Origin of the sequence: Nonlabens xiamenensis, from assembly GCF_003865345.1 — a bacterium.
GTDB classification, from domain to species: domain Bacteria; phylum Bacteroidota; class Bacteroidia; order Flavobacteriales; family Flavobacteriaceae; genus Nonlabens; species Nonlabens xiamenensis.
The window spans coordinates 1-11,805 of the sequence record NZ_RMVE01000006.1 but is presented as its reverse complement, the minus strand read 5'-3'; the positions used below and the strand labels follow the sequence as shown (position 1 = coordinate 11,805).

19 protein-coding genes are annotated in these 11,805 nt (G+C 41.3%); all 19 read right to left on the bottom strand.

The features are described from left to right. Positions 1-20 precede the first annotated feature (20 nt). A complete protein-coding gene (locus EGM47_RS14505; protein ID WP_124981559.1) occupies positions 21-1,649 on the bottom strand; it encodes a portal protein in 1,629 nt (542 codons plus the stop codon). 45 nt (positions 1,650-1,694) lie between these two features. After that, a complete protein-coding gene (locus EGM47_RS14500; RefSeq protein ID WP_124981558.1) occupies positions 1,695-2,339 on the bottom strand; it encodes a phage tail protein in 645 nt (214 codons plus the stop codon). Positions 2,340-2,392: 53 nt separating this feature from the next. Continuing rightward, positions 2,393-5,164: a phage tail sheath C-terminal domain-containing protein gene (locus EGM47_RS14495; RefSeq protein WP_124981557.1), complete on the bottom strand. Its 2,772-nt coding sequence runs from the start codon at positions 5,162-5,164 to the stop codon at positions 2,393-2,395. A 415-nt stretch (positions 5,165-5,579) separates the two neighbouring features. After that, a complete protein-coding gene (locus EGM47_RS14485) occupies positions 5,580-5,771 on the bottom strand; it encodes a hypothetical protein (protein ID WP_124981555.1) in 192 nt (63 codons plus the stop codon). After that, entirely contained in the window at positions 5,746-5,925 is a 180-nt protein-coding gene (locus EGM47_RS14480) for a hypothetical protein (protein WP_124981554.1), read from the bottom strand. The genes EGM47_RS14485 and EGM47_RS14480 overlap by 26 nt, the downstream gene beginning before the upstream one ends. After that, on the bottom strand, positions 5,922-6,107 hold the full coding sequence (locus EGM47_RS14475; protein WP_124981553.1) for a hypothetical protein: 186 nt from the start codon (positions 6,105-6,107) through the stop codon (positions 5,922-5,924). The genes EGM47_RS14480 and EGM47_RS14475 overlap by 4 nt, the downstream gene beginning before the upstream one ends. Beyond that, the gene (locus EGM47_RS16375) at positions 6,104-6,265 is read right to left on the bottom strand and encodes a hypothetical protein (RefSeq protein ID WP_164510908.1); all 162 of its coding nucleotides are present in this window, start codon (positions 6,263-6,265) and stop codon (positions 6,104-6,106) included. Before EGM47_RS16375 ends, EGM47_RS14475 begins: the two co-directional genes overlap by 4 nt. 26 nt (positions 6,266-6,291) lie before the next feature. Continuing rightward, positions 6,292-6,501 carry a photosystem II reaction center protein PsbN gene (psbN, locus tag EGM47_RS14470; protein ID WP_124981552.1) on the bottom strand — a complete coding sequence of 70 codons (210 nt, stop codon included), beginning with the start codon at positions 6,499-6,501 and terminating at the stop codon, positions 6,292-6,294. After that, on the bottom strand, positions 6,498-8,147 hold the full coding sequence (locus EGM47_RS14465) for a terminase large subunit domain-containing protein (RefSeq protein WP_124981551.1): 1,650 nt from the start codon (positions 8,145-8,147) through the stop codon (positions 6,498-6,500). Before EGM47_RS14465 ends, psbN begins: the two co-directional genes overlap by 4 nt. Further along, entirely contained in the window at positions 8,144-8,374 is a 231-nt protein-coding gene (locus tag EGM47_RS14460) for a hypothetical protein (RefSeq protein WP_124981550.1), read from the bottom strand. The genes EGM47_RS14465 and EGM47_RS14460 overlap by 4 nt, the downstream gene beginning before the upstream one ends. A gap of 3 nt (positions 8,375-8,377) precedes the next feature. Next, positions 8,378-8,593: a hypothetical protein gene (locus tag EGM47_RS14455; RefSeq protein WP_124981549.1), complete on the bottom strand. Its 216-nt coding sequence runs from the start codon at positions 8,591-8,593 to the stop codon at positions 8,378-8,380. Continuing rightward, the gene (locus tag EGM47_RS14450; RefSeq protein ID WP_206052184.1) at positions 8,590-9,000 is read right to left on the bottom strand and encodes a thermonuclease family protein; all 411 of its coding nucleotides are present in this window, start codon (positions 8,998-9,000) and stop codon (positions 8,590-8,592) included. The genes EGM47_RS14455 and EGM47_RS14450 overlap by 4 nt, the downstream gene beginning before the upstream one ends. Beyond that, on the bottom strand, positions 8,975-9,124 hold the full coding sequence (locus tag EGM47_RS16370; protein ID WP_164510906.1) for a hypothetical protein: 150 nt from the start codon (positions 9,122-9,124) through the stop codon (positions 8,975-8,977). Before EGM47_RS16370 ends, EGM47_RS14450 begins: the two co-directional genes overlap by 26 nt. Positions 9,125-9,250: 126 nt before the next feature. Further along, a complete protein-coding gene (locus tag EGM47_RS14445; protein ID WP_206052183.1) occupies positions 9,251-9,403 on the bottom strand; it encodes a hypothetical protein in 153 nt (50 codons plus the stop codon). 56 nt (positions 9,404-9,459) lie between these two features. Continuing rightward, positions 9,460-9,963 carry an alternative oxidase gene (locus EGM47_RS14440; RefSeq protein WP_124981547.1) on the bottom strand — a complete coding sequence of 168 codons (504 nt, stop codon included), beginning with the start codon at positions 9,961-9,963 and terminating at the stop codon, positions 9,460-9,462. Between the two features lie 18 nt (positions 9,964-9,981). After that, entirely contained in the window at positions 9,982-10,251 is a 270-nt protein-coding gene (locus EGM47_RS14435; RefSeq protein WP_124981546.1) for a hypothetical protein, read from the bottom strand. Positions 10,252-10,254: 3 nt separating this feature from the next. Then, positions 10,255-10,524, bottom strand: coding sequence for a DUF6321 domain-containing protein (locus EGM47_RS14430; RefSeq protein ID WP_206052182.1), 270 nt, complete (start codon positions 10,522-10,524; stop codon positions 10,255-10,257). Continuing rightward, complete coding sequence (locus EGM47_RS16655; protein ID WP_394341800.1) at positions 10,521-10,661, bottom strand: eL43 family ribosomal protein; 141 nt, start codon at positions 10,659-10,661, stop codon at positions 10,521-10,523. Before EGM47_RS16655 ends, EGM47_RS14430 begins: the two co-directional genes overlap by 4 nt. A 2-nt stretch (positions 10,662-10,663) precedes the next feature. After that, positions 10,664-11,805, bottom strand: a 1,142-nt coding sequence (locus EGM47_RS16485; RefSeq protein ID WP_240642490.1) for a hypothetical protein, incomplete at its 5' end; no start/stop codon positions are given.

Below are 11,805 nucleotides of genomic sequence, written 5' to 3'. Positions count from 1 at the left end.
TAATGAATCAATAATAGTATTTATATATTTCCTTGCTCATAGTCTGCGGGATCGATACCTTGCTCCGCAGGATCAGGCTCAGGAGGTTGTAAAGACATCTCCATTTGTGCCAATTCCAGTTGTTGCATTGCCATTGGGTCGATCAACTGTCCGCTATCTATTTCTTTCTTCATTTGCTTATCAATTTCGTTGAATTCTGCCTCAGTTTGACGTAGAATTTGACGTCTTAGATATTCTAATGAGAAATATTTACCCGCATATGGATCCATTTGCTGCAGCAAAGCAAGTCTTTCATTAAGAATTTCTTGTTGCTTAAGCTCGGAGAAGTAGTTATCTGCAACGTAATCGTATTGGATATGCTCCTTCATCACATCCCAATCTTCCAGTGTAATTACACCTTTAAGGACTAATTGGGTCTTCAGTAGATCATTAAAAAGATCACTGAAACGTTTGCGGAGTCGGACTATAAACTTTTGGAATTTAACTTCGTCTCTGGTAATCTCTGCAGATCTACCAATGTTAAAGCTGTTGTCTGATTCCAATCTGGACTCAGGGACGTTGAGTGCACGGTATAATTTCTTTTGGAAATACTTGACATCCTCCAACTCACCTAGGTTTTGACCACCTGGCAATGTAGAGATTTCTGTGCCTCTTCCTCCTTCACGTCTCGGTAGCCAGAAATCTTCTAGCATAGACATGAATTTCTTATCGTCACGAATCTCACCAGTATCCGCATTGTATACCAGTTTGTTTCTATATCGACTCATCACCTCGCGGAGATATTGCTCAGCTTTCTGCTTAGGCAGATTACCAACGTCAATGTAGAAGATTCGTCTTTCGGGTGCTCTGGATAGACGATAGATAACCAGAGAATCCTCAATCATTCTTAGTTGATTGAGTGCTTTGATTGCCTTATGTAGGTGAGATAAGACAATGTTTCTATTCATGTCCCTCTTACCAGAGTGGACATAACAGATTGCGTCAGGTGCAATCTTTACACCTTTATTCTCAAATCCACGGAGTCCCTTAGGAGCATAGATGTAATACTCTAAACTCTTAGGCACTAGTGATTCGCCAGTAGGATCGCCAGGTCCGTTTGCTAAACCTGATCCCCCTTTACCTCTGTCAAATTCAACAACCTTCTTGATTTTGCGAGGGTCGATGTATCTTAATTCCGTGATACCCTCTGCAGGATTATCAGGATTAATCATCTTATGGTAGAAAAGTCTACCATCGATATACCATCTACGGAAAATATCGTATGCTCTTCTATCAAAATCTAAAAGAGAGAGGACGTTTTCAAACTCTTCTCTAATTCTTTTCTTCATAGAATCGGAGACTTGGAGGTTAGAAAGCTCGATATCTATAGGATGATCGTCTAACTCACCTGCGATTGCCTCATTAACAACATCGTTGATAGCAGCATCCGCTTCTGGATGCAAACTCATCTCACGATATCTACCAATGAGATCCATCTCCGTGCCTTTCGATGACTCTTTGTCACCAAAATCCACATACTGTCCGAAATAACCACCCGCTACAATAGGTTCGGCAGCGTCCTCACTATCTTTACGCACGAAAGAAGGACCCTTCGCTTGCGAGGAGCCCTTCTTCTTGCGATCAAGAGAATAACCAAATAATTGTGCCATTCAAAAATGTAACTAGGTTGTAGTTATTTAGCGACTTCCAAAAACCTACTTTTGCTGATGGTGTGCTGCGTTAACGTCTGACGCATATGTCCAGTACTGAACCTGGAACTCTACAGTGTATTCTTCTGGTGTGTCGTTACTATCCCATGCAAGATCGATTGCTGAGATGTTACTTGGCCAGATACCCTCAAACTTGTATGCTCTGGTTTGCTCAGACTGTCTGTCATATTGACGGACAATAGCATTAGTTTGATATTGTTGAGGTGCGTCGAATGATTGGAAATTCTGCTGAAGTGCTTGGATCTGTGTAGACCAATTTTCCAGTTGACTTCTAATCACGAAGTTAGCGTCGTTGAGTACTGTAACAGTCCATGGTTCGAATGTCCTGTCACCTGCAATTTTAATAGTACGTCCTCTATATGGGACTTCAATTACACCGACGGTAGACGCGGGGATGTTTGCTGCTTTGACAAGCAACGTTGCAAGTGTAGAATCAGTATTAGTTTCACCTGCAGCGGCTTCTGCAGCATCACCTGCTCCACCTGATCCTCCGATTCCTGCTCCTTCCAATCCCGCACTTGGGAAAGTTAATTCGACTTGAAACAGATTGGGGCGGGCAAGATCCCCAATCTTATTTCTAAAATCAAATATAGGAGAGTTAATTGCCCCTCCCTCTATATTATTTGCCATGAGTTTAATCTCCTAAAATTTGAAATTGACTACGAAGTCGTAGCACGGTTTACTTAGGTTGCAACTTCAGAGAAGCTAGCTCCAGTCCTTGTTGCAGTAAAGGTTAGAGTAATGAAGTTAATAGATCTAGTAGGTTTGATGAAGATCTCAGCATAAAACTCTCCTCTGTCAATAGACTCAGGTGGGTTGTTAGTGCTGTCGCAGACAACCAAGAAATCAGTAACGCCACGTCGTGACTGTACGGATCTCATGAAAGGTTCTACGATATTCTTGAAACCTTGGCGAGTAAACTCGTCATTCAATTCAAAGAGTTGTGTCTTAGCAGCTTGTGCAATCGCACCTTCCAAGACAAGGAATAGACGTCTTACGTTGATTCTATCGAATGCAGACTGATAAGCGAGAGCGGTCTTGTCTCCGAAGAGGACGATACCTTCGCCAGGGAATGCAACGATTGGGTTAACTCTAGCAGCGTAAAGTCTATCTCTGTGATCTTTAAGAGGAGAGTAAGCAAGTTTAACTGCGTTACGGAGTTGTCCTCTATTGAAACCTGCAGGTGAGAACCAAGGTTCCTGATTCAGAGTTGTGCTAAGTGTAAGACCTGCAATGTCTGCGTTACATGGAATGTAACGATAAACATCGTTGTAACGGTCATAGATGTATTTGTAGTTATTGTCAAATACTGCGTATGAGGAAGATGAAAGTTGATCAAAGAAACTGATAGTCTTGTCAACAATGTCTGTCACGTTAGGAATACCGATGACGTCTGCTCTGTATGGAGAAACAAATGCCATGCAATCCTTACGAGTGCTTGCAATGTCGATTACCTTCTGTGCCTTAGCGATTGTGTCACTCATGTTGCTCATTGAAGGTCCCATAAGGACGTAATCAACTTCTTGAGTTTCAGCATCACTAAAGAGATCGTAACCTGCAAGTAGTGAAGGTCTGTCAACAGTGTATCCATCAACTCCACCTTGGAGGTGATACTTAACTGATCCGTTATTCTTAGTGCCGATAACAGGAATGCTGTTAGGGTCAAGACCAGAAGTGTCGTCTCCACCGTAGAGAGCACCGTCTGACTTAAGGAGGTCAAAGTCTCTGTTGACTACGCTACCACCCCATGATCCGTCGGCAGTGCCAGAGCGATCAAAGATGTTAGCAGTTTCGTGTGATCCCCAGTAGATATACTGAGACTTATTCATCAACACGTCAACATAGTAAAGTGACTCACCTTGAGGTGACTTAGCGTCAGATCCTTTAGACAAGTTAGTAAACTTCTCAAGCAATGCACCAGGTGTGCCTGTAAGTGCTCCGTCTCCATCAAGGACAAGGACGTGCAACAGGTCTCTGTATCCACCACGCTCATCTGCCCATGCTGATGTGCCTGGTCTTGGAGCAATGTTGATCCACTTCTCTCCTTGACCATAAGGTCTAGACTCATAGTCACTAGCAACTGCAACAGCAGATACTGTAGCAGCGTTTCCGTCTACAACAGTTTGGTTTGCTTGGAAGAGAGGAGAAGTCTTGTTAAGAGAAACTCTCAATTCTCTAGAGATTGACAAGATCTTACCAGATGTGCCAGTAGCAGATCCAGGTGATCCTGCGTTGTTTGCCAACTCAGTAATAGTGTCGCCAACTTCCCAGTAGTCAGATGCAGTGCTGTCTACGCTAATCTCAAGTTTCTGAGTTTCCTTATCGTATGCAACAAGGCGTCCAGAAATGTTTCCAGAAAGACCATTGTAGAAGTTGTCAGCAACAAAGTTACCAACCAAAGTGCTATTCTCTTCAAGAGTAAGGACTACAGTATAAGAATAAACCTTACCGAAGATGTTAGCAGGAGAGTAAGAGATCTCTGCACCAGATGCAAATTCCCACTCAGCAGAAGATGGTTGTGCAAGGTAAAGGACTTGATCCGCACCTGCGTCGGTGATCACAACTCTTAGAGAGTTACCGTGAGTACCAGCAGTTTTACCTGCCCACTTCCAGTTGTTAGAAGCATCCTTAATAGTTGACTCGTATGCATCAAGATTCTTAATCAGAGGAGCAGTAATACCAGTAGAGGTTTGCTCGTTAATTGTAGTCTTGTTGGTTGAGACAGTTAGGAGAGATACAGCAGATCCGTCAGTGTGTGCTGCAGCAGTTGTGCTGAGTGCACCACGAGTAACTGTAAGATCATTACCTGCGACACCTGAGACTTGAAGAATCTCGTCGTCAATTCTAATATAGGAGTTAGTACCTGCTCCGAGAGTTGCTACAGAAGCAACAGAAAGAGTGGTATCAGCATCAGTGAAAGTAGACCCTTCGTTAATAGTAGAAGCAGATCCTGCACCCTCGATGAGAGTAACTTGTGATCCTGCTGCGTGAGATACAGCTGCAGTTGCAAGTTGACCACGAGTAACAACAACGTCGTTACCAGAAACAGATCCGATTGAGACGATTTCAGCGTCGATCAAAAGAAGATCAGTTACATCGAAGTCAGTAGTAGACTGCACTGTAAGTGTAGTGTCGTTTGCACTAAAAACAGTATTGGTGAATTGTGCTGTGTCAATAGCATTCTTCAAAGAATTGCTCATTGCACGGACAATCTTCATGGTGCCACCATAAAGAAGATATTGTGCTGCACTAAACCAATACTCAAAATTCGAGTTAGTTGGTCTACCAAAAATTGCGAGAAGCTCCTTCTCACTAGTTACCGAGACGATTTGCTCTACTGGTCCTTTTTCAAAACTACCAACGATTGCGGCTACATTATCTACTGTAGCGTTAACAACGTTAGTTAGATCTCTTTCCAGTACAACAACACCTGGTGAAAGTTGCGTTGATGCCATGTTTGTATACTCCTAAAACGGGTCTAACAGATGCTATGAATATTTATTGTTTTAGGTATTTCAAAGGGGTGATCATGACGTGAGCATACTACCAGTCAGGATAGTCAGACCATTTTACTCTTCTCTTTCGGGATTTATTTACTCTTCTTATCGTGCATTCTTTACATGTATATGCATAGGCAGATGGGACGTTGCCTCGGTCTTTCTTTGTCATGTAAAAACCATCTATCAAGTCAAACGTCCTTAGACACCGCCTGCATTGTCTCTCTACAAATAGTAGATTTTCTAAACTAAATTCATCTTCAAGATTCATCTTCGGACTTCCTTGCCCAATATCCAAATGTCACACCTGCAGTAAAGATTACAAGGACAAACAGAATGTTTGCCATTGATACTAGGTTGCCTTCAATAATACTCATTTTATAAAGTTATGTTTAGATGTGCTACTCTTTGTCCTATTGTGGATGACAATAAATCTATCTGCTGCAAACGTCCCTGCAAGACAAACATCGATCTCGTCACCATCTTCCCAGTTTACATCACCATTCTTTTTGGTATGAAGCATTGCTTCCTGTATCTGGTCAATTACTTCTTTCGTTAATTTCATACTCAATTTCAATAACTTTTGATGACCTCCCTACGGAGTTTGCTCTAGTCAGTCTCTTCATATTACCACCTAATGACTTAGCGATGTGCTCTAATTCTTCTAGACATTGTGCTTCGAGATCCTCGTATGGATCGTAATACCTGTCAACTTTCATGAGATTCCGTATTGAGATAGGTCGTACTCTGGTATAGTTAGGGGAGCACCCTCACGAGGTTTTGGATCTCCTATCTTCTGTAGGATATCACCAGGTATTTTTTTAAGAGTGATGTCATAGGGTATGGGTGCGTTTGCTACGCATACCCTAATGCACTCAAGCTCTTCTTCAGTAAAGGTCATTTTTTCTTTGGATAAAGAGATTCAATTCTCTTCTTACGAAGTTCCTCCTTCTTTCTTCTTGCCTCCACCTGCTCATCCCACCATTTAACTGGCCAACGATTCATTTTCAGAGCAGCAATCCACAACTTCTTTTTAGGAAGTAGTAGATACTTTCTCATTAATGATTGCAGGGTTGGGACTTTCATTAATCGTCGTGGTCGTCAAAAGGATCTTCCAATCCTTTATTATTAAAGAATGCCTTATTGATTCCGTAGAAAATAAACAACACAGTAATGACTGCAATAGAGATCATCAGTGTGACATTAGGATCATAGTTGGCATGCGGGATAACCGCATTACATTTTGTCCAAGTACCTGGTAAAGTATAGACTGGTGGACAGGATAAAAAAATCATCTAAATTCCCACATGTAAGATCGGTCTCCGTATTCATCAGTATGCCATCGATCGCCATCTTTGTCAACAAACGTCTCCTCTTCAAATCCATCATCGATGAAACCAAAGGGTGCCATGTCTGCTTCAATCTGCTCTTTCTGCTCTTGATACAGACGTGCTCTAACGTCATTGTCATGCAACTCTCTGAAGTAATCAGATGTTGCTAACCAACTAAAGATAACTATACACATGGCGAGGTCGTCATTGCAACCTTCTTCTGCTTCCCACGCTTGACCTTTCTGTATAAAAGTAGTTAACTCTGCAATTATATCATAATCTTGGAAGGTTAGTTTATCTGTCTCAATTAATGTTTTCATATTAGAACATCCAGTCTTCTTGACTGTGGTGCTCATCTTGACACCTAGTTGTGTCTTACTACCTGAGAATCCTTGTCCCACAACCTGTCCTGCACGTCCCCGCATAGCACACATCAATAGATTGTCATACTCAAGATCATACTGCAGGATATCCGCAACCTGACCGCCGATATCATTTACCTCTGCCATGATATACGCATGGTTATAACTGCATGCAACCTGATGAATTACATTAGGAAATAGCATAGGTTTAATTACATTATTCCTATACTTTGCTACGATGCGATATGGGATAGTGGTAGTGTCAAATACAATAAATGCTGAGTAATCCTTTGTAATACCTCTTGCTACGTCAACTGTCATCACATATGTATTGTCCGCAACAGGCTCTTCATATATGTCAAGTCCCGCATTCCTAGTCAAAGGATCATCATATGTGAGGATCTTTAACTTACTTGATGTAATCAGTGTATTGACAGATCCTAGAAACTCACACTCAAACTCTTGGTTAAACTGCTCTTCAGATGTGTTGGCAATAGTTTGCTCTCGCCAGTTTTCATCTCGACCTGGCACCTCAGACCAGTGCACTTCTGTAGTTACATACTCATTTCTCTTTAACTCTGCGTCATGCCAGAGTTTATAAAACATATTCATACCCTTAGGGGTAGAGATGATTATAACCTTAGTTGACTTACCTGAGGATATAGTAGGATACACAGAGCTAAAAAACTCATCAGCGATATGAGTCGGAATAAAGGCGAATTCGTCAAGAAATATAATGTTAAATGACATACCCCTGACAGCAGAAGCGGAAGTAGAAGCAGCCATGATTTTACTTCCATTCTCCAATTCCAGTGATCCTCTATTCCAGTTGACGACTCCTTGTTGGAGCCACTTGGGGAGATTTTCATATGATAATTGTAGACGTTGCAACATCTCACGAGCAGTCGCTGCCTTGTTAGCAAGGATTGCTACGTTTACGTTGTCATTGAAAATAGAATACCACAACAGATAGGCAGTAACAACTGTTGACTTACCTGACTGTCGTGGTAGTTTTGCAATATTAAATCTGTTTTCGTGAAACTTCTCAACCATATCCGCTTGAAACGGATATAATTCAAACGGCACAAGTCCTTCATCAAGAGAAATAATCTTGATGTAGTTAGTAATAAAATAAACAGGATCTTTACTACACTTGACAAACTCCTGCACCTCTTCTGCGGTAAAGTTTTGTGCAACGTTTGCCCGCTTGAGGTTAGGATTACCTAGGTAGATGTCCTGTTGACTCATAATTCTGTAAATGCGTATTCTGTCATCATCGCAAAGAGTCTAGACTTCATGATCATTAACCATTCCTGCTCCTCTGGTGGACGAGCAGGAGATCCTGGCCATGTTTCTAGTGCAAAAGATATATGTTGATAGGCAAGTCTTACCTCATCTATTCCCATATTCATAGAACAATACCAATCACCTTCTTCTAAATCTAAATCAGGTCTATCGGGATTATCTATAGACATTTGTTAGTCGTTAAAGTAATTAGAGATTACCTCAATCTGCTCATGATACTTTCCGATTGCCTGTATTTCTTTCTCGATTGCATCCATTACATCTGGATGCTGTCCGATACCTACAGGTTGGTTGAGATAAATCTCAACATTCATTTTATGTTTGATGATTTGACCCTTTGCATGTTGGATCAAGGCATCAATCATTCTTTCTCTGATTGGGTTTCTCATACAAGTGTGCCTAATTGTTTTCTAATTTCACGAAGCTCGTCAAAATTCTTTTGCTTCGTGCCACCATCATACTCCCATGCGTATCCTTCGTCAATCATTTGTTCGTTGAGTGAAACTTCGGAGTCCCCGATGTAACACCACCCCAGTAACCGTCCGTATTTTCCGACACCGCCATCCAACTCAGTACGGATAACAAGATCGTCATCGCCATCAATAGCTCCTTCCAGTTTATCTTTAAGCCAATTCGTCGCATCAATTCCAAGTGCTTTTTCCTCTAGATCACGAGTCCTCTTCTCAGGAGTGTCAACACCTGCAATACGGACTCTTTCTTTTTTGTAAAGGTCAAACCCAAGATCGATTGTAACATCAATAGTGTCACCGTCAACTACTCTGTTGATCTCGATCACTCGGAAGTTGTAACAACTCTTCCTGCTTGGTGGGGTCATCGCTCCCATCATTCATCTCCTCAAACGCATACTTAAATATATAGGCGATAACAACAGTAACTGATATCACCAATATAAGTATCATTATGTTGACTGAATGGACTACTGGCATAGTGATTCCAGATAGTCAATCCACCACTGTGGATTTTTATTTGACTTCCATTGTGGGACAGGCATCCCTCTCTCTACGACATAATACTGATGAAGGATCTCATCTATAGTCTGTGCGATCTGTAAATTCCTCTTCCTCTTCATCAACGTCCGCATATGGATTTTCCACATAGGGTCCTCGTTTTCTAAATGGCTCTCTGCTGACATAATTGGATTCGTTATTTACGGCAGTCATCCATACAGCAAGTTTCATTACTATGTAGATAATAGCAAGTGGTAGAAAGCATGCAACTAGGATAAACTCAGATTTCATGTAATTAGTCTAATCGCTTGGGATAATTCCTGAGCATGATGGATTTCATCTTGCATTATAGCAGAAATCTTTTCATCCTGTGGATCTATTTCCAAGTATTTAGAATATGTATCTGCTGCATGCCACTCTATCTTCTCGGATAGGTCGTATGCATTGATAGGATCAACCATATAATAGATGACGTTTACCCAGTAATAGAATAAAACTAGGTGACGTGCAAAGAATCTATCTATCCAATACTTATTACCTTCTCTTCTTTCCATCTCCTCTAGATGCTCTGTCTCATTCAAGGTCTGAGCAAAGTGCTCTTTCATTAGATCTATGTGCACCTGACCCCTTAGACCTAAAGATTCTCTGAGATGTAATACACTTATAAAAGCAAAATAGGGTGCCCGAGCAATCTCTTCAAGCACCCAAAATCTCTGAAAATGTCTTCCCTTATAAAGGGTGTCAAGGATTGCTACCGATACACTGAGGAATAAAGTGTTGAGTAACTTCATGTTTATTGTTTCTTTTATTTATAGCAGATCATCCGTATTTTTACCTAGTCGTGTTAGGGTTGCCTTACTTCCCGCAATCATACCATCAATTACACCACGACGATATTCCCATGTTTGACCAGATTCAATGCCTCGTTTGGGATTAATACACTGGTGGTCACCCAGATTATTACATACCAATCCTGCCAAGTCTTCCTCTTTACCTTCCTTTCCTGTCCCCCATCTTAGTTGTCCGTTTAACCATACTGCTCCACACTTACCACACTCCTCTCTTCTGAGTGAATCCATATCTTAGCAATTCCATGCACGCAACGACTTGTTAATTCTACTATCTGGATCAGATGCTGTCTTCTTAGACGTTAACTTCTTTTTCATGCCACTCATTCTCGCACAAAAACTTGCTCGACGAGGGTTGCCAACTTTCTTTGAAGGTCTCTTAAGATCGCTTCCTGGGTTTTCACGCTCATACGACTTTCTACCTTTTTCATTAAGTCCACCTGATTCATTTTTACCTGACTTCTTCTGCCAGTCTTCTTCTATGTATTGGGCAAAGTTTTTCATCGTGGTTTACTGGGACAATTTTCTTCATGCTTTTCGATATAAGTCTTAGGTCTCCAATGTCCTTTCGGAGCAGTGAAGTTACAATACTGGCATTGCCAAATACCGTATCCCTCTTTGTCAGTTTTATGAATAGGCATGATTAACTATAGTGATAGGATGATTTGTTAGTTTTCTTAGGAAGTTTACCACTTCTGACTTTAGTGCCAGAAGTTTCACCATACCCTGCGGGATGCTTGCCTGCCTTAGTCTTTCCAATAGTCTCAGACTTTTGCTTGCTTCCTTTCTCGGTAGTGTGTAACTTTGCGGGTTTATCCTTGTCTTTAGTAATCACAGACTCTTGTCCATGTTTACGTCCAAGACGTCGCATAACTTTACCAAAACGACGTTTAGACATCTTATCAGGTTTTGAGGTCTGATAGGAAACTTCACGACCAGTTTCTCCACTGTCATACTTGTATTCACCCACACCTTTTTTGTGACCGATACCGTGTTTCTTCAAGTCTTTTTCAAGACCCTTACGACCCTCACGATTTTTCTTCTCGTCAGATCCACGGTCAGCACTGATATGTCCAGTAACCTGAGTCTTTGACTTTTGCATCATACGACCTGTGCGGTTACCTTCGTTTAAGAAATCGCTGAATGATTCATGCTTACAACCACAGTCCTCATTCTTCTTTTTCTTTTGGTCTTTATAGTATTTTGTCTTCTTAGGATCTTTACCTAGGAAGTAATCCATAGAAGATCCTTTACTATCATACTTGATTTTTTCCGAAATTGCAACTTCTTCTTTCTTTAAGGACTTTACTTTCTTCTCTAGTTTCTTAGCAGCAGTGTCTGCTCTGAGTCTTTCACCTACCTTATTAAGTTTATCAACACTCTTCTGTGTTTTCTTCATCTCAGTATCTAACTCATGATCATCACCATGAGTGCCCTTTCTTTGATGATCAACTGCCTTCTTTGCTCTGTTTCTAACCTTATCTACACCATCACCTTTGTAGATACCGTATGCACTACCCTCTTCTACTTTCTTTTTCTTGTCAAACTTCTTACCGATAGCACCACCAATCTTAGAGCCAGCAACAGTGCCTGCAATCTCACCTGCAACCATTGCAGGACCATCAGGCACTAGGAATCCTGCAGCACCACCTACAGCACCACCTATTGCAGCACCTCTCTTTTCATTTTTACCTGCACCTGGTTTACCTTTTACTGCATCTTTTGCTACTTCTTTGCCTACTTCAGTGGTGGCAGTGGTTACTTTCTTAACTGCTTTACCGCCTT

What these genes read in the sequence shown, in the direction of transcription:
- EGM47_RS14435 (WP_124981546.1), bottom strand. Translation starts at nt 10,251, where the DNA reads ATGGATTCACTCAGAAGAGAGGAGTGTGGTAAGTGTGGAGCAGTATGG.
- EGM47_RS14460 (WP_124981550.1), bottom strand. Translation starts at nt 8,374, where the DNA reads ATGTCTATAGATAATCCCGATAGACCTGATTTAGATTTAGAAGAAGGT.
- EGM47_RS14465 (WP_124981551.1), bottom strand. Translation starts at nt 8,147, where the DNA reads ATGAGTCAACAGGACATCTACCTAGGTAATCCTAACCTCAAGCGGGCA.
- EGM47_RS14495 (WP_124981557.1), bottom strand. Translation starts at nt 5,164, where the DNA reads ATGGCATCAACGCAACTTTCACCAGGTGTTGTTGTACTGGAAAGAGAT.
- EGM47_RS14445 (WP_206052183.1), bottom strand. Translation starts at nt 9,403, where the DNA reads ATGAAACTTGCTGTATGGATGACTGCCGTAAATAACGAATCCAATTAT.
- EGM47_RS16370 (WP_164510906.1), bottom strand. Translation starts at nt 9,124, where the DNA reads ATGATACTTATATTGGTGATATCAGTTACTGTTGTTATCGCCTATATA.
- EGM47_RS16655 (WP_394341800.1), bottom strand. Translation starts at nt 10,661, where the DNA reads ATGCCTATTCATAAAACTGACAAAGAGGGATACGGTATTTGGCAATGC.
- EGM47_RS16375 (WP_164510908.1), bottom strand. Translation starts at nt 6,265, where the DNA reads ATGAGAAAGTATCTACTACTTCCTAAAAAGAAGTTGTGGATTGCTGCT.
- EGM47_RS14430 (WP_206052182.1), bottom strand. Translation starts at nt 10,524, where the DNA reads ATGAAAAACTTTGCCCAATACATAGAAGAAGACTGGCAGAAGAAGTCA.
- EGM47_RS14485 (WP_124981555.1), bottom strand. Translation starts at nt 5,771, where the DNA reads ATGAAATTAACGAAAGAAGTAATTGACCAGATACAGGAAGCAATGCTT.
- EGM47_RS14480 (WP_124981554.1), bottom strand. Translation starts at nt 5,925, where the DNA reads ATGAAAGTTGACAGGTATTACGATCCATACGAGGATCTCGAAGCACAA.
- EGM47_RS14475 (WP_124981553.1), bottom strand. Translation starts at nt 6,107, where the DNA reads ATGACCTTTACTGAAGAAGAGCTTGAGTGCATTAGGGTATGCGTAGCA.
- EGM47_RS14505 (WP_124981559.1), bottom strand. Translation starts at nt 1,649, where the DNA reads ATGGCACAATTATTTGGTTATTCTCTTGATCGCAAGAAGAAGGGCTCC.
- psbN (WP_124981552.1), bottom strand. Translation starts at nt 6,501, where the DNA reads ATGATTTTTTTATCCTGTCCACCAGTCTATACTTTACCAGGTACTTGG.
- EGM47_RS14440 (WP_124981547.1), bottom strand. Translation starts at nt 9,963, where the DNA reads ATGAAGTTACTCAACACTTTATTCCTCAGTGTATCGGTAGCAATCCTT.
- EGM47_RS14500 (WP_124981558.1), bottom strand. Translation starts at nt 2,339, where the DNA reads ATGGCAAATAATATAGAGGGAGGGGCAATTAACTCTCCTATATTTGAT.
- EGM47_RS14455 (WP_124981549.1), bottom strand. Translation starts at nt 8,593, where the DNA reads ATGAGAAACCCAATCAGAGAAAGAATGATTGATGCCTTGATCCAACAT.